At 72.5% G+C, this 15511-nt stretch carries 15 protein-coding genes and 1 pseudogene; 2 read left to right on the top strand and 14 right to left on the bottom strand.

The genetic code is table 11. From position 1 onward, the window contains the following. From IF89_RS0113580 to IF89_RS0113530, 11 genes and pseudogenes are all read right to left on the bottom strand, one after another. Window positions 1-257, bottom strand: a pseudogene (locus tag IF89_RS0113580) (sulfate ABC transporter substrate-binding protein); the annotation flags it as partial. 191 nt (window positions 258-448) lie between these two features. Then, the gene (locus IF89_RS0113570) at window positions 449-1798 is read right to left on the bottom strand and encodes a sulfate adenylyltransferase subunit 1 (RefSeq protein ID WP_030766172.1); all 1350 of its coding nucleotides are present in this window, start codon (window positions 1796-1798) and stop codon (window positions 449-451) included. Between the two features lie 2 nt (window positions 1799-1800). Beyond that, the gene (gene cysD, locus IF89_RS0113565; RefSeq protein ID WP_030766171.1) at window positions 1801-2736 is read right to left on the bottom strand and encodes a sulfate adenylyltransferase subunit CysD; all 936 of its coding nucleotides are present in this window, start codon (window positions 2734-2736) and stop codon (window positions 1801-1803) included. Next, a complete protein-coding gene (cysC, locus tag IF89_RS0113560; protein ID WP_030766169.1) occupies window positions 2733-3278 on the bottom strand; it encodes an adenylyl-sulfate kinase in 546 nt (181 codons plus the stop codon). The genes cysD and cysC overlap by 4 nt, the downstream gene beginning before the upstream one ends. 44 nt (window positions 3279-3322) lie before the next feature. Continuing rightward, window positions 3323-4051 (bottom strand): phosphoadenylyl-sulfate reductase, encoded by a 729-nt coding sequence (locus IF89_RS0113555; RefSeq protein ID WP_030766167.1) that lies wholly within the window; start codon window positions 4049-4051, stop codon window positions 3323-3325. After that, window positions 4048-4227, bottom strand: coding sequence for a hypothetical protein (locus IF89_RS0113550; RefSeq protein WP_030766164.1), 180 nt, complete (start codon window positions 4225-4227; stop codon window positions 4048-4050). Before IF89_RS0113550 ends, IF89_RS0113555 begins: the two co-directional genes overlap by 4 nt. Further along, window positions 4224-5930 (bottom strand): nitrite/sulfite reductase, encoded by a 1707-nt coding sequence (locus IF89_RS0113545; RefSeq protein WP_030766155.1) that lies wholly within the window; start codon window positions 5928-5930, stop codon window positions 4224-4226. The genes IF89_RS0113550 and IF89_RS0113545 overlap by 4 nt, the downstream gene beginning before the upstream one ends. Window positions 5931-6145: 215 nt before the next feature. Beyond that, the gene (locus IF89_RS49330) at window positions 6146-6229 is read right to left on the bottom strand and encodes a putative leader peptide (RefSeq protein ID WP_310942095.1); all 84 of its coding nucleotides are present in this window, start codon (window positions 6227-6229) and stop codon (window positions 6146-6148) included. A 394-nt stretch (window positions 6230-6623) separates the two neighbouring features. Beyond that, the gene (locus IF89_RS0113540; protein ID WP_030766152.1) at window positions 6624-7187 is read right to left on the bottom strand and encodes a GNAT family N-acetyltransferase; all 564 of its coding nucleotides are present in this window, start codon (window positions 7185-7187) and stop codon (window positions 6624-6626) included. Window positions 7188-7192: 5 nt separating this feature from the next. Further along, window positions 7193-8485 carry a GAF domain-containing protein gene (locus tag IF89_RS0113535; RefSeq protein ID WP_030766149.1) on the bottom strand — a complete coding sequence of 431 codons (1293 nt, stop codon included), beginning with the start codon at window positions 8483-8485 and terminating at the stop codon, window positions 7193-7195. Window positions 8486-8823: 338 nt separating this feature from the next. Further along, complete coding sequence (locus IF89_RS0113530) at window positions 8824-10467, bottom strand: acyl-CoA dehydrogenase family protein (RefSeq protein ID WP_030766146.1); 1644 nt, start codon at window positions 10465-10467, stop codon at window positions 8824-8826. A gap of 17 nt (window positions 10468-10484) precedes the next feature. Between IF89_RS0113530 and IF89_RS0113525 the strand changes: the two genes are divergently transcribed. Both IF89_RS0113525 and rsgA read left to right on the top strand, forming a co-directional pair. Continuing rightward, window positions 10485-11600, top strand: coding sequence for a YihY/virulence factor BrkB family protein (locus IF89_RS0113525; protein WP_030766143.1), 1116 nt, complete (start codon window positions 10485-10487; stop codon window positions 11598-11600). A gap of 1039 nt (window positions 11601-12639) precedes the next feature. Further along, window positions 12640-13746 carry a ribosome small subunit-dependent GTPase A gene (gene rsgA, locus IF89_RS0113520; protein ID WP_030766140.1) on the top strand — a complete coding sequence of 369 codons (1107 nt, stop codon included), beginning with the start codon at window positions 12640-12642 and terminating at the stop codon, window positions 13744-13746. A gap of 265 nt (window positions 13747-14011) precedes the next feature. On the opposite strand, the gene IF89_RS0113510 is transcribed toward rsgA, so the two are convergent. From IF89_RS0113510 to IF89_RS0113500, 3 genes are all read right to left on the bottom strand, one after another. Beyond that, on the bottom strand, window positions 14012-14191 hold the full coding sequence (locus IF89_RS0113510) for a hypothetical protein (protein ID WP_030766138.1): 180 nt from the start codon (window positions 14189-14191) through the stop codon (window positions 14012-14014). A gap of 152 nt (window positions 14192-14343) precedes the next feature. After that, window positions 14344-14964 carry a GNAT family N-acetyltransferase gene (locus IF89_RS0113505; protein WP_030766135.1) on the bottom strand — a complete coding sequence of 207 codons (621 nt, stop codon included), beginning with the start codon at window positions 14962-14964 and terminating at the stop codon, window positions 14344-14346. 43 nt (window positions 14965-15007) lie between these two features. Further along, window positions 15008-15490 (bottom strand): DUF456 domain-containing protein, encoded by a 483-nt coding sequence (locus IF89_RS0113500; protein WP_030766132.1) that lies wholly within the window; start codon window positions 15488-15490, stop codon window positions 15008-15010. Window positions 15491-15511: the final 21 nt, after the last annotated feature.

The raw sequence follows: 15511 nt of genomic DNA, 5'->3' as shown, positions 1-15511 counted from the left end.
AGCTCCTTCTGGATCAGGCCCTCCTGCAGGCCCACCAGCGCGGTGGCGTGCGTCAGGTTCGGGAAGTACCCGATCCGGACCTCGGACGCCGACAGCTTCCTGCCACCCGCGGCAGCGGTTGCGGCCTTCCCGTCGCCCTCGTCCACCGCCTGGGAGCCGTAGCCGCAGGAGGCGAGCGCGCCGATCAACAGCGGCAGGGCGGCGACGGCGACGAGGCCGCGGCGCAGGGTCGTGGGGGTGGTACCGGTGTCAGGCACGGGAGGACTTCCTCTCACCGCGCCGTCGTCCTACGGCGCGGGTCTTCTGCTGTGGATCGGGGATGGGAGCGGCTCGTGGGAGGTGGTCATCACGCACATCGCGCCACGCCCCCCTGGCCGCTGCCGAGGGCGCCGCTGCCCACGCGGCCGCCCTCCTTCGCGAAGGTCGAGTACAGATCGGCGACCATGGGCTAGAAGTCCCACCCGTCGTCGTCGGCCTGCGCCGCGTCCGCGGTCTCGGCCTTGGAGGCGAAGGACTCGCCCGCCATGCCCGCCGCCAGGGTGGTCCCGTCCGCCGGGTCGATCAGCAGGAAGGAACCGGTACGCCGCGAGTCGGCGTACGCGTCGAGCGCGAGCGGCTCAGCGGTCCTGACGACCACACGGCCGATGTCGTTCGCCACCAGCTGCCCGGGCTCCGGGTGCTGGGACAGGTCGTCCAGGGTCAGCCGCGACGGGATCTCCTTGACGATCGCCTTGACCGTGCGGGTCGTGTGCTTGATCAGCACCCGGGCGCCCACGGTCAGCGGCTGGTCCGCCACGTGGCAGACCGTCGCGACGACGTCCTGCGTGGTCGCCGGGGCGGTCGCGGACGGCGCGATCAGGTCGCCGCGCGAGATGTCGATGTCGTCCTTCAGCCGCACCGTCACCGACTGCGGGGCCCAGGCGATGTCCACGGACTCGCCCAGCGCGTCGATGCCCTCGATGACCGAGGTGCGGCCCGACGGCAGGACCGTGACGGCCTCGCCGACGCGCAGCACGCCGGAGGCGATCTGGCCCGCGTAGCCGCGGTAGTCGGGGTGCTCCGCGGACTGCGGACGGATCACGTACTGCACGGGGAAACGCGCCGGGCAGGCGGTGAGGTCGTGGCTGACCGGGACCGTCTCAAGGTGCTCCAGCACGGTCGGGCCGCCGTACCAGTCCATGTTCGCGGACGGCTCCACCACGTTGTCACCGGCCAGGGCCGAGATCGGGATCGCGGTGATCTCCGGGACGCCCAGGTCGGAGGCGTAGGCGGTGAACTCCTCGGCGATCGCCGCGAAGACCGGCTCCCGGTAGCCGACGAGGTCCATCTTGTTCACGGCGAGGACCACGTGCGGGACGCGCAGCAGGGCCGCGACCGCGGCGTGCCGGCGGGTCTGCTCGATCACGCCGTTGCGGGCGTCGACGAGGACCACCGCCAGGTCGGCGGTGGAGGCGCCGGTCACCATGTTCCGGGTGTACTGCACGTGCCCGGGGGTGTCGGCGAGGATGAACCGGCGGCGCGCGGTGGCGAAGTAGCGGTAGGCGACGTCGATGGTGATGCCCTGCTCCCGTTCGGCCCGCAGGCCGTCGGTGAGCAGCGCCAGGTCGGGGGCCTCCTGGCCGCGCCGGGCGGAGACCGCCTCCACGGCCTCCATCTGGTCGGTCAGGACCGACTTGGAGTCGTGCAGCAGCCGGCCCACCAGGGTGGACTTGCCGTCGTCGACGGAACCGGCGGTCGCGAAGCGCAGCAGGGTCGTCGCCGACAGGTCGGCGAACTGCTCGGTGGTGCTGGTGGTCATGTCTAGAAGTACCCTTCACGCTTGCGGTCTTCCATCGCGGCCTCGGACATCTTGTCGTCGGCGCGGGTCGCGCCCCGCTCGGTGAGTCGGGAGACGGCGATCTCGGCGATCACGGCCTCCAGCGTGGCGGCGTCGGAGTCGACGGCGCCGGTGCAGGACATGTCACCGACGGTTCGGTAGCGGACGAGCCGTGTCTCGGGCGTCTCGCCCGCCTTGGGGCCGCCCCACTCGCCTGCCGTCAGCCACATGCCGTTGCGCTGGAAGACCTCGCGCTCATGGGCGAAGTAGATCTCCGGCAGCTCGATGCCCTCGCGGGCGATGTACTGCCACACGTCCAGCTCGGTCCAGTTGGAGAGCGGGAAGACGCGCACGTGCTCGCCGGGGGCGTGGCGGCCGTTGTAGAGCTGCCACAGCTCGGGCCGCTGCCGGCGCGGATCCCACTGGGAGAACTCGTCGCGCAGGGAGAACACCCGCTCCTTGGCGCGGGCCTTCTCCTCGTCACGTCGGCCGCCGCCGAAGACGGCGTCGAACGCCAGGCTCTGGATCGCCTCCGTCAGCGGGACCGTCTGCAGCGGGTTGCGGGTGCCGTCCGGGCGCTCGCGCAGCTTGCCCGCGTCGATGTACTCCTGGACGGACGCCACGTGCAGGCGCAGCCCGTGCCGGGCGACGGTGCGGTCGCGGTACTCCAGCACCTCGGGGAAGTTGTGGCCGGTGTCGACGTGCAGCAGCGCGAACGGCACAGGCGCCGGCGCGAACGCCTTCAGCGCCAGGTGCAGCATGACGATGGAGTCCTTGCCGCCGGAGAAGAGGATCACCGGCTTCTCGAACTCGCCCGCCACCTCGCGGAAGATGTGCACCGCCTCGGACTCCAGGGCGTCGAGGTGCGACAGCGCGTAGGGCGCGTCCGTCTCTTCGTGGACGTGTGCGACGGTCGTCATGCCAGACCCCTCTCGGTGAGCAGCGCGTGCAGGGCCGAGGCCGACTCCTGCACGGTCTGCGTGTGCGACTCGATACGGAGGTCCGGGGACTCCGGCGCCTCGTACGGGTCGTCGACCCCGGTCAGTCCGGAGATCTCGCCCGCGGCCTGCTTGGCGTACAGGCCCTTCACGTCACGCTCGGAGCACACCTCGACCGGCGTGGCCACATGCACTTCGAGGTAGTCGGTCCCGGCGGCGGCGTGCCGCTTGCGGACGGCCTCGCGGCTGTCCGCGAACGGGGCGATCACCGGCACGAGCGCCTTGACGCCGTTGCTGGCCAGGAGTTCGGCGACGAAGCCGATCCGCTGCACGTTGGTGTGCCGGTCCTCGCGGCTGAACCCCAGCCCGGCGGAGAGGAACTCGCGGATCTCGTCCCCGTCGAGCACCTCCACGCGGTGGCCCTCGGCGCGCAGCCGCTCGGCCAGCGCGTAGGCGATGGTGGTCTTGCCCGCGCTCGGCAGCCCGGTCAGCCACACGGTGGCGCCCTGGTCGCTCACGCTCATCTGCTCCGTCTCCGTCAGTTCTTCAAACTCTTCGCTGGTCGTCATCAGCCGTGCAGTCCGCACTCGGTCTTGCCCCGCCCGGCCCAGCGGCCGGCCCGCGCGTCCTCGCCCTCCGCCACCCGGCGGGTGCAGGGGGCGCAGCCGACGGAGGCGTAGCCGTCCATCAGCAGCGGGTTGGTGAGTACGCCGTGCTCGGCGACGTAGGCGTCCACGTCGTCCTGCGTCCAGCGGGCGATCGGCGAGACCTTGACCTTCTGCCGCTTCTCGTCCCAGCCGACCACCGGGGTGTTCGCCCGGGTCGGGGACTCGTCGCGGCGCAGTCCCGTCGCCCAGGCGTCGTAGGCCGTCAGGCCCTCTTCCAGCGGCTTGACCTTGCGCAACGCGCAGCACAGGTCCGGATCCCGGTCGTGCAGCCGCGGGCCGTACTCGGCGTCCTGCTCGGCCACCGTCTGCCGCGGGGTGAGGGTGATGACGTTGACGTCCATCACCGCGTCGACCGCGTCCCGGGTGCCGATGGTCTCCTCGAAGTGGTAGCCCGTGTCGAGGAAGACCACGTCCACGCCGGGGAAGACCCGCGAAGCCAGGTGGGCGACGACCGCGTCCTCCATGGAGGAGGTCACGGCGAACTTCCCGCCGAACGTGTCGGCCGCCCAGCGCAGGATGTCCAGCGCGGAGGCGTCCTCCAGGTCCCGGCCGGCCTGCTCGGCCAGCTCCCTGAGGGTGGCGGCCTTCAGCTCGGCGTTCCTGAGACTGGCGTCTTGAGTGCTGGTCATATCTCGTCCCCTCCGGCTGAGTCCGACCGAACGCCCCGGGACAGCAGCCCCAGGTACTTCAGCTGGAAGGCCCGGTTGCAGGCCCTGCACTCCCACGCGCCGTGGCCCGTCTCGTGGGGGAACAGGTCCTCGTCGCCGCAGTAGGGGCAGTAGAACGGGGCGGCTCGCTCGCTCACGAGAGGCTCTTCTCGTCCGCGCGGGCCACCCACGCCGCGAAGCGCTCGCCGTCCTCGCGCTGCTCCTCGTAGCTCCTGACGACCCGCTCGACGTAGTCGGGCAGGCCGGCCGAGGTGACCTTGAGCCCGCGGACCTTGCGGCCGAAGCCGGCCTCCAGGCCGAGGGCGCCGCCGAGGTGGACCTGGTAGCCCTCCACCTGGTTGCCGTCGTCGTCGAGGACCAGCTGCCCCTTGAGACCGATGTCCGCCACCTGGATACGGGCGCAGGCGTTCGGGCAGCCGTTGATGTTGATGGTGATCGGCTCGGCGAAGTCCGGCAGGCGGCGCTCCAGTTCGTCGATGAGCGAGGCGCCGCGCGCCTTGGTCTCGACGATGGCCAGCTTGCAGAACTCGATGCCGGTGCACGCCATGGTGCCGCGGCGGAACGGGGACGGCTGGACCCGCAGGTCCAGGGCCTCCAGCGCCTCCACGACCGAGTCGACCCGGTCGCCCTCGATGTCGAGCACGATCATCTTCTGCTCGGCGGTGGTGCGCAGGCGGCCGGAGCCGTGCTGCTCGGCGATGTCCGCGATCTTGGTGAGGGTGGCGCCGTCCACGCGGCCCACGCGGGGCGCGAAGCCGACGTAGAACCGGCCGTCCTGCTGCTGGTGCACGCCGACGTGGTCGCGCCACTGGCCGGAGGGCTGCTCGGGCGCGGGGCCGTCGGTCAGCTTCCGCTTCAGGTACTCGTCCTCCAGGACCTGGCGGAACTTGGCCGCGCCCCAGTCGGCGACGAGGAACTTCAGGCGGGCGCGGGTGCGCAGCCGGCGGTAGCCGTAGTCGCGGAAGATCGAGATGACGCCCTCGTAGACGTCCGGGACCTCGTCGAGCGAGACCCAGGTGCCCAGGCGCACACCCAGCTTGGGGTTGGTGGACAGGCCGCCGCCGACCCAGACGTCGAAGCCGGGTCCGTGCTCGGGGTGGTTCACGCCGACGAACGCGACGTCGTTGATCTCGTGCGCCACGTCGAGCAGCGGCGAGCCGGAGATCGCGGACTTGAACTTGCGGGGCAGGTTGGAGAAGTCCTTGTTGCCCACGATGCGGCGGTAGATCTCGTCGATGGCGGGAGTGCCGTCGATGATCTCGTCCTGGGCGATGCCGGCGACGGGCGAGCCGAGGATGACGCGGGGCGTGTCACCGCAGGCCTCGGTGGTGGACAGGCCGACGGCCTCCAGCCGGCGCCAGATCTCGGGGACGTCCTCGATCCGGATCCAGTGGTACTGCACGTTCTGGCGGTCGGTGAGGTCGGCGGTGCCGCGGGCGAACTCCTCGGAGATCTCACCGATGACGCGCAGCTGCTCGGTGGTCAGACGGCCGCCGTCGATGCGCACGCGCAGCATGAAGTACTTGTCGTCCAGCTCCTCCGGCTCCAGGATCGCGGTCTTGCCGCCGTCGATCCCGGGCTTGCGCTGGGTGTAGAGGCCCCACCAGCGCATGCGGCCGCGCAGGTCGTTGGGGTCGATGGAGTCGAAGCCGCGGTGGGCGTAGATCGTCTCAATGCGTGTCCGCACATTGAGACCGTCGTCGTCCTTCTTGAACTGCTCGTTGCCGTTGAGGGGCGTGTGGTGTCCGACGGCCCACTGACCCTCGCCGCGGTGACGGCCGGTCTTGCGGCGCGCGGCGGCGGCGGGTGCTGCTGCGGGCGTTTCGGGGGTGGCGGCCATGGCGGTACGTCCTTCTTGGGCGGCTCAGGGCAGGGGCGGGTGGGGCGTGTGGGGTGGCGTGACCCCTGGACGCTGAGCGGGTGCGGCTGATCACCCGTGCCGTGCCGGGGTGACCGGCGGACAGGGCGGTGTTCTGCCTCAGGGGACTGCGATGATCGACACTTCCACGGCGACGATGCCGGGATTGCGGCGATGTGCGGCGGTTGCTGGTTCCGTCAGCACGCCGGACAGATGGCGCTGGACATGCGGCCGAGGTCGACGTGCCGCCGACTCACCAAGGCAATTCCAGCTCCATTCATGGCGGAAGCGTGTCATGGGCCGATTGGAGGAGTCCACTAGTGTCCAGGATACGGACGAACTCGTCTCGTATCCCGATACGACGTGACGCCGGTCACGGTCCGGGGCCCGTTGCCGGGGTGCGGCCCGGTGGCCGCGCCCCCTACGGGCCAGCACCCCAGCCCCTCTCGGCTCCGACCGGGAACACCACCCCAGCCCCGCCGGCGCTTGAGGCGCGGCCACCGGCCCGCAGTGGGGCACCACCCGGGACGCGGCAAGGCGCACCGGCCCGCGGCGGGAGAAGCGGAGCAGCGCCCGGCCGGGGCAGCGGCACCCGGGACACCGGAAGGGGCGCCGCCCGGCCGGGCAGCAGCGGCGGGCACGGCCCGGGAAGACCCGCCGAGCGCCCCGCAGGGGTTACGCTCCGGGCCAGGGTCCCGGCGTCGGGGTGTCCGCCTTCTGCTCCGTCTCCGTCTTGAAGACCTTGAACCCCCGCCGTTCGTAGTTCGCCATCGCCGTCGGGCCGTCCTGACTGCAGGTGTGGACCCACACCCGGCGGGTCGGCTCGCGGTCCGGCCAGCGCGTCGCCAGGTCCCACGCCCGCTCGACGCCCACCGTCAGCAGGTGCCCGCCGATGCGGCGACCGCGGAAGTCGGGGAGCAGGCCGAAGTACATGATCTCCACCACGCCGTCGTCCTGCGGGTCGAGCTCCACGTACCCCGCCGGCGTGCCCCGGTCGTACGCCACCCACGTCTCCACGCCCGGCCGGTCGAGCTGTTCCACCCACTGCGCGCGCGTCAGGGACAGCCGGTCCGTCCAGTGGATGTCGCCGCCCACCGAGGCGTACAGGAAGCGGCTGAACTCGGGGGAGGGCACCTCCGACCGCACGATGGATATCTCCGGGCCCGCCGGAGCCGCCGGGACGAGGTCCGCCGGAGAGTTCATCTCCAGCGACCAGGTGGTGAGAGTGATGGTGCTCATGCAGCTCAGGGAACCATGCCGGGCTCCGACCGGCCCAGGCGGGCCCGGACCACCGCCGGGGCGGTGGAGTGCGGGAGCAGCGCCGCCGGGTCCTCCGGCCGGATCAGCTCCACCTCCACGTCCTCCGCGAAGCGGTACGGCCGGTGGGTCAGGACGCCCCCGAAGTGCCGGCGTACCCGCGACAGCTCCGCCCGGACCGTCACCGTACGGGCCGGGTCACCGAACAGATCGGCCGACAGCTCCGCCGCCGAACGCCCCCGCGGACTCTCCGCCAGCAGGAACAGCAGCTCCGCATGGCGCGGGCTCAGCTCCTGCGACCAGCTCCCCGACGACCCGTACACCGTCGCCGACCAGGAGCCGGACCGGCTGAGGTCCAGGACGACCCGGGTCGCCGCCGTGCCCGTACCGTCCTGCACGATCCGCAGCAGCCAGCCGCCGGGCAGCGGCTCCGCCACGCACTCGCCGAGCTGCGGCACCCACACCCGGCCCGGCGCGAAGCCCTTCGGCAGCGGGATCCGGTCCACCGGGGCCAGCCCCGTCACCGCGGCCGTCCAGCCCTGCGGGTCCACGACCACCCCGTGCCCGGACAGCCGGGCCAGCAGCGGGGCCGCCACCGTCCGCAGCCGCTCCAGCGACTCCAGGTGCCGGATCCGCAGCTCCCGTTCCGCGAGCCGGGCCACCGAGCTGACCCAGGCCAGCGTCGCCGGATGCATGGTGGCCAGCGGCCCGCTCACGTCGACCACGCCCAGCAGCCGCCCGTCCCGCGGATCCCGTACGGGCGCCCCCGCGCAGGTCCAGTCGTGATGGCTGGAGACGAAGTGCTCCGCCGAGAACACCTGCACCGGCCGACGGGCCACCAGGGCGGTGCCCACGCCGTTCGTGCCGACCACGGCCTCGTCCCAGTCCGCCCCGACCCCGAAGCCGAGCCGGTCCGCCTTGCGCAGGATGGAGCTGTGGCCCTCCCGCCACAGCAGCCGCCCGTCCGAGTCCGCGACGACCATGATGTGGAGCGCCCCGTCCAGCGCGGGCAGCAGCCCCTCCCGCAGCACGGGCAGCACCTCCCGCAGCGGGGAGTCATGACGCCGCTCCTCCGTCTCGGCGGCCGACAGCATCCGCGAGCGCGCGTCCCGGTCCGGGTGCACCCCGCCGGCCAGCATCCGGCGCCAGGACTCCGCGATCTCCGGCCGGGGCGCGGCCGGCGGGCGGTCGCCCGCCAGCGCGGCCGCCCGCACCCCCTTCAGCAGACGCGTCGCCTCCCGCGGGTGCATGGCCGAGATGCGTGCCACATCGACCGTCATGCCTGTGGTGTCGGCCACCGGAACCTCCCCGTGCGAACAGGACGTACGACGCAGGCCGCCCGGCGGTCCGCAGGTGCGCCGGGGGGCCGCTCCCCCCGGCAGGCCGGACGGGCGGCTGCCGACTGACAGGTTGCAACGCTATGCAACTCTCGCCAAGTCCCCGCTGTCCGACCGAAAATGTCCGGACGTCGCCCGAGCGGCGTGACAGCTCCTCCTCGGGGCTTCGGTTCAGAGGTGGTGCCGAGTCGGCGCGGCGCCACCTCTGCACCGGTCGACGGGCCCGGATCCCGGCTCGGAGCGGTTTGGGGACCGCAGGGGAGCCCGACGGGGGCTCCTCCCTAGCCCGCGATCCGCGCCCGTTCCACCACCGCGCGCAGGTCCAGGCTGTGCGGCAGCGTGCCGAAGGCCGCACCCCAGTCGCCGCCCAGCCGGGAGGCACAGAAGGCGTCCGCGACCTCCGGCGGCGCCCACCGGACCAGCAGCGATCCCTGCAGCACCAGGGCCATGCGCTCCACGACCCGGCGGGCCCGCGCCTCGATGCCCTCCAGATCGGCAAGATCCGTCAACAAGTCCTTGATGGCCGAATCCAGCCGGTGGTCGGCGCCCCGGGCGAGCCCCACCTCCTGCAGGAAGGCGTTCAGCGCCTGCGGCTCCCGCTGGAGGGCGCGCAGCACGTCCAGGGCCTGGACGTTGCCCGACCCCTCCCAGATGGAGTTCAGCGGCGATTCGCGCAGCAGTCTCGGCAGCCCGGACTCCTCGACGTAGCCGTTGCCCCCCAGACACTCCAGTGCCTCCGCCACCATCGGCGTACAGCGCTTGGTCACCCAGTACTTCGCGGCGGGCACGGCCAGCCGCAGGAAAGCCCTCTCCTGATCGGTCGCGGCGTCGTTGGCGGCGGCCAGGCGCAGCGTCAGGGTGGTGGCGGCCTCCGACTCCAGGGCGAGGTCCGCGAGCACGTTGCGCATCAGCGGCTGGTCGATGAGCCGTGCTCCGAAGGCAGAGCGGTGCTCCGCATGGTGGACGGCCTGCGTCAGCGCCTGGCGCATCAGCGCCGCCGAACCGATGACGCAGTCCAGCCGGGTCGCCGCGACCATCTCGATGATGGTCCGCACCCCGCGGCCCTCCTCACCGACCCGCCGCGCCCACGTCCCGTCGAACTCGACCTCGCTCGACGCGTTCGACCTGTTGCCCAGCTTGTCCTTCAACCGCTGGATCGCGAAGACGTTGCGCGTGCCGTCCTCCAGCACCCGCGGCACGAGGAAGCACGTCAGCCCGCCCGGAGCCTGCGCCAGCACCAGGAAGCCGTCGCACATGGGCGCCGAGCAGAACCACTTGTGCCCGGTCAGCAGGTACTCGCCGTCGGCGTCCAGCGGCACGGCGCTCGTCGTGTTCGCCCGCACGTCGCTGCCGCCCTGCTTCTCGGTCATCCCCATGCCGAAGAGCACGCCCGCCTTCTGCGCCGCCGGCCGCAGCCCCTCCTCGTACATGTGCGACGTGAGCCGCGGCTCCCACTCTGCGGCGATCGACGGATCGGCCCGCAGGGCCGGCACGGCCGCGTGCGTCATCGAGATCGGGCACCCGTGGCCCGCCTCCGCCTGCGACCACAGGAAGAAGCCGGCGGCGCGGCGCAGGTGCCCCGCCGGCCGCCCCCAGGCGTCGGTGAGCCCGGCGCCCACGGCGTGCCCGAGCAGCCGGTGCCACGCAGGGTGGAACTCCACCTCGTCGATCCGGTTCCCGTACCGATCGTGCGTGCGCAGTTTCGGAGGGTTCTCATTCGCCTGCGCGCCCCATTCCTGTGCCTGCGCGGAACCGGCCGCGCGCCCGAGGTCCGTGAGCTCCTGCCGCACCGCGCCGAGGAGTTCGGGATCCGCGGCCGCCAGGTGGCGCTCGACGCCCTCGCTGAGGGCGCGGTCGCCGCCGTAGACGTCGTGGCCCACCAGGGGCGGGGCCTGGTTGCTGACTGTGTGGGTGGTGGCTGCCATGCGGATACCGTAAGGACGTGCAGCCAGCAAAAGAAACACCCGAGCGGATCCCAGGACGGCTCCACCGGGCCCGCGCCCTCTACCGCAACGTATCGAAGCGGAAGATGGGCTGGCTGCTGTTGAAGGACACCGTCAACTCGTGCATCGAGTACCGCATCCTCGGGCTGGCCGCCGAGGCGGCGTTCTTCACGCTGCTCTCGCTGCCCCCGCTCTTCCTGGGCCTGCTGGGCCTGCTCGGCTACGTCGACGGATGGACGCAGACCCGTACCGTCGAGAGCATCGAGGAGAACATCCTGCGCGCGGCCGGCACGGTCCTGTCCGACCGCGGCGTCAACGACATCGCCAAACCCCTGCTGGACGACGTCACCCGCAGCGGCCGGCCCGACCTGATCTCGCTCGGATTCGCCTTCGCCCTGTGGTCGGGATCCCGCGCCGTCAACGTCTTCATCGACACCATCACCGTGATGTACGGCCTCGACGGCCACCGCGGCATCGTCAAGACGCGACTGCTCGCCTTCCTGCTGTACGTCATCGCCCTGCTGATCGGCGCGATCGTGCTGCCGCTGATGGTGGTGGGGCCGGACGCCGTCGTCCGGCTGGTGCCGTGGGGCACCGAGGTGATCGCCGTCCTGTACTGGCCGACGGTGACCCTGCTGTCCATCGCCTTCCTGACCACCCTCTACCACGTGTCCGTGCCGGTGCGCTCGCCGTGGATCGAGGACGTGCCGGGCGCGCTGGTCGCCCTCGCGATGTGGGTGCTGGGCTCCTTCCTGCTGCGGATCTACCTCACCAACACCGTCGAGGGACCGACGATCTACGGCTCCCTGGCCGCGCCCGTCGCCGTCCTGCTGTGGATCGGCATCTCGGCTTTCGCGGTGCTCGTCGGTGCGGCCGTGAACGCCGCCATCGACCGCGTCTGGCCGTCGGTTGCCACGGCGGCGGCGCGCGAGGCGAACGAACGGATCCGGGAGGCGGAGGCCGCGCAACTGGTTGCGCGGGCCGCGGCCTGGCGGGCGATGGCGGAGGGCGAGTCGGAGGACGACGAGGACGACGCCATGCCGTCGGAGTTCCCGGAACGCTGGTCGAAGTTCCTGCCGCCCGAGGACTACCACTCGCGACTCCGCAAACACTGACCGATCGGCTCCCGCCGGGGTGGCCACTCGGCTCCCGCCGCGGTGGCCGGTCCGGCCGATGGCTGCCGAGGCTGCGCCCCCGGGGCGGGGTCGGGCTGCGCGTGCCCGGTGGTTGTGGTGCGGGTCGGTGGTTGCTGGGGCGCTGCCCCAGACCCCGCGCCTCAAGCGCCGGCGGGGCTGGATTTGCTGGTCGGTGTCGTTTTGGTGCGGGGTGGCTTCGCCGGGGCGCGGCTGCTTGTGCTCGGTGGTGGTTCTGTGTGGGGTGGTGCCCCGCCGGAGTGTCTCCTCGGCTCGGCGCGTTCGAGCGATCGCGGTTGTGCTCGGGGGTTGCGCGCTCGTCCTGCGGGGACACTCCGCCGTGTCCCCACCCCACCGCCCTCCAGCGGAGCCGGCCCGGTGACGGAACCCTCCTCGTCGCAGCCGGAGCGGGGACGGGCAGGGGTGTCCCCGCAGGACGAGGCGTCACCGCCGAGTACGGCCGCGAGGTGCGGCACCCGCCGAGCCGAGGAGACACCCCTGCCCGGCACCGCGACTCCGCCGCGCCATGACCGTGTTTCGCCCCAGCAGGCCACACCCCGACGGGGCAGCGCAGGCCCCCCGGAGCCTGCCCGGCACCGCGACCCGGCCGCGCCGTGACCGTGTTTCGCCCGGCAGGGCGAGAACCCGGGTCCGGGGCGGTGCCCCGGTTTGCCGGCCCCCGCGGGAGCAACCCCGGGCCCGGGGCCGGACCCGGACTGCTGCCCCCGCGGGAGCGGAGGGGTGCCTTCACCCCCGGCCAGGACCGATGCGGAAAAAGAAGTGGCCCCGGTGCGAGGGGGCTTGTACGGTGGAGCCGTTCCCGCCGAGCGGTGCGGAATCACGGTGACGTGCGACCCGGAGGTGAGTTCATTGATGACTGTCATTGCGCAGGGTGCTGCCCGCATCCAGAAGACCATCGATGTGACCTCCGTGGTATCCGGCTGACCTCACCCACCTCTTTCTCCGCGCACCGCCACTGAGCGGGCGCCGGCAGCCGGGGCCACCCTGTGAAGGGTTCCCCTTGACTTCCTCCGCTTTCCCGCAGGCTCCGCTCGCGCACACCCTCGCCCCCCTCGGCTGGGACGACGCCTGGGCGGCAGAGTTCACCCCGTACGCGGAACAGGGCTGCGTGCCCGGCCGCGTCGTACGCGTCGACCGCGGCCAGTGCGACGTCCTGACCGCCGACGGCATCGTCCGCGCCGACACCGCCTTCGTCACCCCCCACGACCCGCTGCGCGTCATCTGCACCGGGGACTGGGCCGCCGTCGAGGCGGCCGGCAACCCGCGCTACGTCAAGGCGTACCTGCCGCGCCGGACCGCCTTCGTACGCTCCACCTCCTCGCAGCGGTCCGAGGGGCAGATCCTCGCCGCGAACGTCGACCACGCGATCATCGCCGTCTCCCTCGCCGTGGAACTGGACCTGGGGCGCATCGAGCGCTTCCTGGCCCTGGCCTGGGAGTCCGGGGCGCAGCCGCTGGTCGTGCTCACCAAGGCGGACCTCGTCCCCGACCCGGTCACCCTCGGCCACCTGGTCCAGGACGTGGAGACCACCGCCCCCGGCGTGCAGGTGCTCACCGTCTCCTCCCACTCGGGGGAGGGCACCGACGTGCTGGGTGCGATCGTCGCCGACGGCACCAGCGTCCTGCTGGGCGTCTCCGGTGCCGGCAAGTCCACCCTGGCCAACGCGCTGCTGGGCGCGGACGTCATGGAGGTGCAGGCCATCCGCGACGTCGACGGCAAGGGCCGGCACACCACCACCACCCGCAACCTCCTCGTCCTGCCGGGCGGAGGGGTCCTCATCGACACCCCCGGCCTGCGCGGCGTCGGGCTCTTCGACGCGGAGGCGGGCGTCGGGCAGGTCTTCTCCGAGATCGAGGACTTCGCATCGCAGTGCCGCTTCCACGACTGCGCCCACGAGGCGGAGCCGGGCTGCGCGGTGCTCGCCGCGCTGGAGTCGGGGGAGCTGCCGGAACGGCGTCTGGAGAGCTACCGCAAGCTCCTGCGGGAGAACCAGCGGATCGTGGCGAAGACGGACGCCCGGCTGCGGTCGGAGATCCGCCGCGACTGGCGGCTGAAGTCGGCGGAGGGCCGGGCCAATTACTCGGCCAAGCGCGGCAACCGGATCTGACCCGGACCGTCCGCCCCCGGGCCCCGGCCCGGGGGCGGACGGACGCCGCCGGGGCGGGGCCGGCTTCGAGGGAAGCGTCAGCCCCGGCCGGTCCGCGACCGTGACCTACGTGTTCGACCTCCCGAAGGCAGGCGTCGACCAGCTCGACCTGGAGGTCGTGCCCGATGTCGTCGCGTACGACGGAACCCACTGGACCGGCCCCCTCCGTCCGAGGGCCGGACACGTCTGAAAAGCCGTCGGACGCGGCCGTCGGGCGCGGCCCGGCCTAGGACGGGCGGGGGAGCGGCGCGCCGCATGCGGTGCAGCAGCGGGCGTCGCGGTCGCGTTCGGTGTCGAGGCGTCCGCAGGCGTCGCAGAGCAGGTGGAGCAGGCAGGCCGGCTCGCCGCCGTCCGACGGCTCGCGGAGAGGGCCGGGAGCGGGCGGATCCGGAACAGGTGCGTTCATGCTTTGCTCCCGCCGGAGGGAGGCTCTGGGATCGCCTCGGTACCGCAAGAGCCTATCCGCTCGACCGTGAGGACGGTCACCTGCGGGGACGGGACGGCGGTCCGCCGGGACGGAGGGGGCCACCGGGAACCCCCTCCGCCGCGGCGGCGGCGTCAGGCTCCGGGCCGGGTGGCGCCGGGGGCGCGGCGCATCGCCCACAGGACCGGGCCGCCCCCGGGCAGGCGTGCCTCCCCGAGCACGCTGAAGCCGAAGTGCTCGTAGAAGGGCAGGTTGTCGGGCTTGGAGGACTCCAGGTAGACCGGCAGGCCCGCCGCATCGGCCTGGGCCAGGCCCGAGCGCAGCAGGGCCGCCCCGTGCCCCTGGCCGCGGGCGGCCGGGTCGGCGCCGACCACCGCGAGGTACCAGTGCGGCTCGGTCGGGGAGTGCTGCGCGGCCTCCTCGACGGCCGCGCGGAACAGATCGGCCCGGTCGCCGAGGATGTCCTGCAGCTCCTGGACGGTCTCCGCGTCGGGCACGGCCTTCTCCCGCCCCTCCGGCGACACCCAGAAGGAGGCCGCGGCGTCGGTGCGCTCGCACACGCCGTGGTGGACGTACTGCCGGGTGAACAGCGTGCTGAAGTAGCGGTCCAGCCCCGCTCCGCGCGTGGCGTCGTCGGGGAAGAACCAGCGCATCATGGGGTCGTCGTCGAAGGCGGCGGCCAGGGTGCGGCCGATCATCCGGGCATCGTCGACCGTTGCCGTCTTGGGAGTGTTCGTCATGGGCATACGGGTCATTCTGCACCCTTGATGATCTTGACCGGCGGGCGGGCCCCGGGTCTCACTCCGCCGCCACCGCGCCCACCCACGCCCCGACCACGAGCAGGCACGCGAACAGTTCCACCAGGACGCTCGTGCCGACCGCCCGCATCACCGCCCGGGTCGACGCCCAGGCCTCGCCGTGCCCGCCCAGGCGGAGCCGCTCGCAGAGGTAGACCCCGCCCACGAAGCCGGGGACCGCCCCCACCACCGGGACCAGCACGAAGCCCAGTACGGCTCCTACGCCCGCGAAGACCGCCGTACGAGGGGTGACCGGAAGCCCGCGGGGCCGCCGCGGCGGCAGCTGCCATTTCACCGCCCGGACCACCAACAGCAGGGCCGTCGCAGCGACCAGCAGGGACCACGCCAGTGCGGACCGCTCGTGCAGCGCCCACCACATCAGCCCCGCCCACACCAGCCAGGTCCCCGGCACGCCCGGAACGAGCACCCCGGCCAGTCCGAGCAGCAGCACCAGACCCACCAGGAGCAGTTGCGGCACGTCCACCCGCCCAGCGTGCCCGACCAG

The organism is Streptomyces sp. NRRL F-2664, assembly GCF_000719345.1.
Lineage (GTDB): Bacteria > Actinomycetota > Actinomycetes > Streptomycetales > Streptomycetaceae > Streptomyces.
Note: the sequence above shows the minus strand (reverse complement) of the source record. Positions and strands in the feature narration are given on the sequence as shown.

Excerpts from the sequence above, each read along its gene's own strand:
- cysD (WP_030766171.1), bottom strand. The coding sequence starts at position 2,736 with ATGACGACCGTCGCACACGTCCACGAAGAGACGGACGCGCCCTACGCG.
- cysC (WP_030766169.1), bottom strand. The coding sequence starts at position 3,278 with ATGAGCGTGAGCGACCAGGGCGCCACCGTGTGGCTGACCGGGCTGCCG.
- IF89_RS49330 (WP_310942095.1), bottom strand. The coding sequence starts at position 6,229 with ATGAATGGAGCTGGAATTGCCTTGGTGAGTCGGCGGCACGTCGACCTC.
- IF89_RS0113540 (WP_030766152.1), bottom strand. The coding sequence starts at position 7,187 with ATGAGCACCATCACTCTCACCACCTGGTCGCTGGAGATGAACTCTCCG.
- IF89_RS0113505 (WP_030766135.1), bottom strand. The coding sequence starts at position 14,964 with ATGACCCGTATGCCCATGACGAACACTCCCAAGACGGCAACGGTCGAC.
- IF89_RS0113510 (WP_030766138.1), bottom strand. The coding sequence starts at position 14,191 with ATGAACGCACCTGTTCCGGATCCGCCCGCTCCCGGCCCTCTCCGCGAG.
- IF89_RS0113555 (WP_030766167.1), bottom strand. The coding sequence starts at position 4,051 with ATGACCAGCACTCAAGACGCCAGTCTCAGGAACGCCGAGCTGAAGGCC.
- IF89_RS0113545 (WP_030766155.1), bottom strand. The coding sequence starts at position 5,930 with ATGGCCGCCACCCCCGAAACGCCCGCAGCAGCACCCGCCGCCGCCGCG.
- IF89_RS0113530 (WP_030766146.1), bottom strand. The coding sequence starts at position 10,467 with ATGGCAGCCACCACCCACACAGTCAGCAACCAGGCCCCGCCCCTGGTG.
- IF89_RS0113535 (WP_030766149.1), bottom strand. The coding sequence starts at position 8,485 with ATGACGGTCGATGTGGCACGCATCTCGGCCATGCACCCGCGGGAGGCG.
- IF89_RS0113570 (WP_030766172.1), bottom strand. The coding sequence starts at position 1,798 with ATGACCACCAGCACCACCGAGCAGTTCGCCGACCTGTCGGCGACGACC.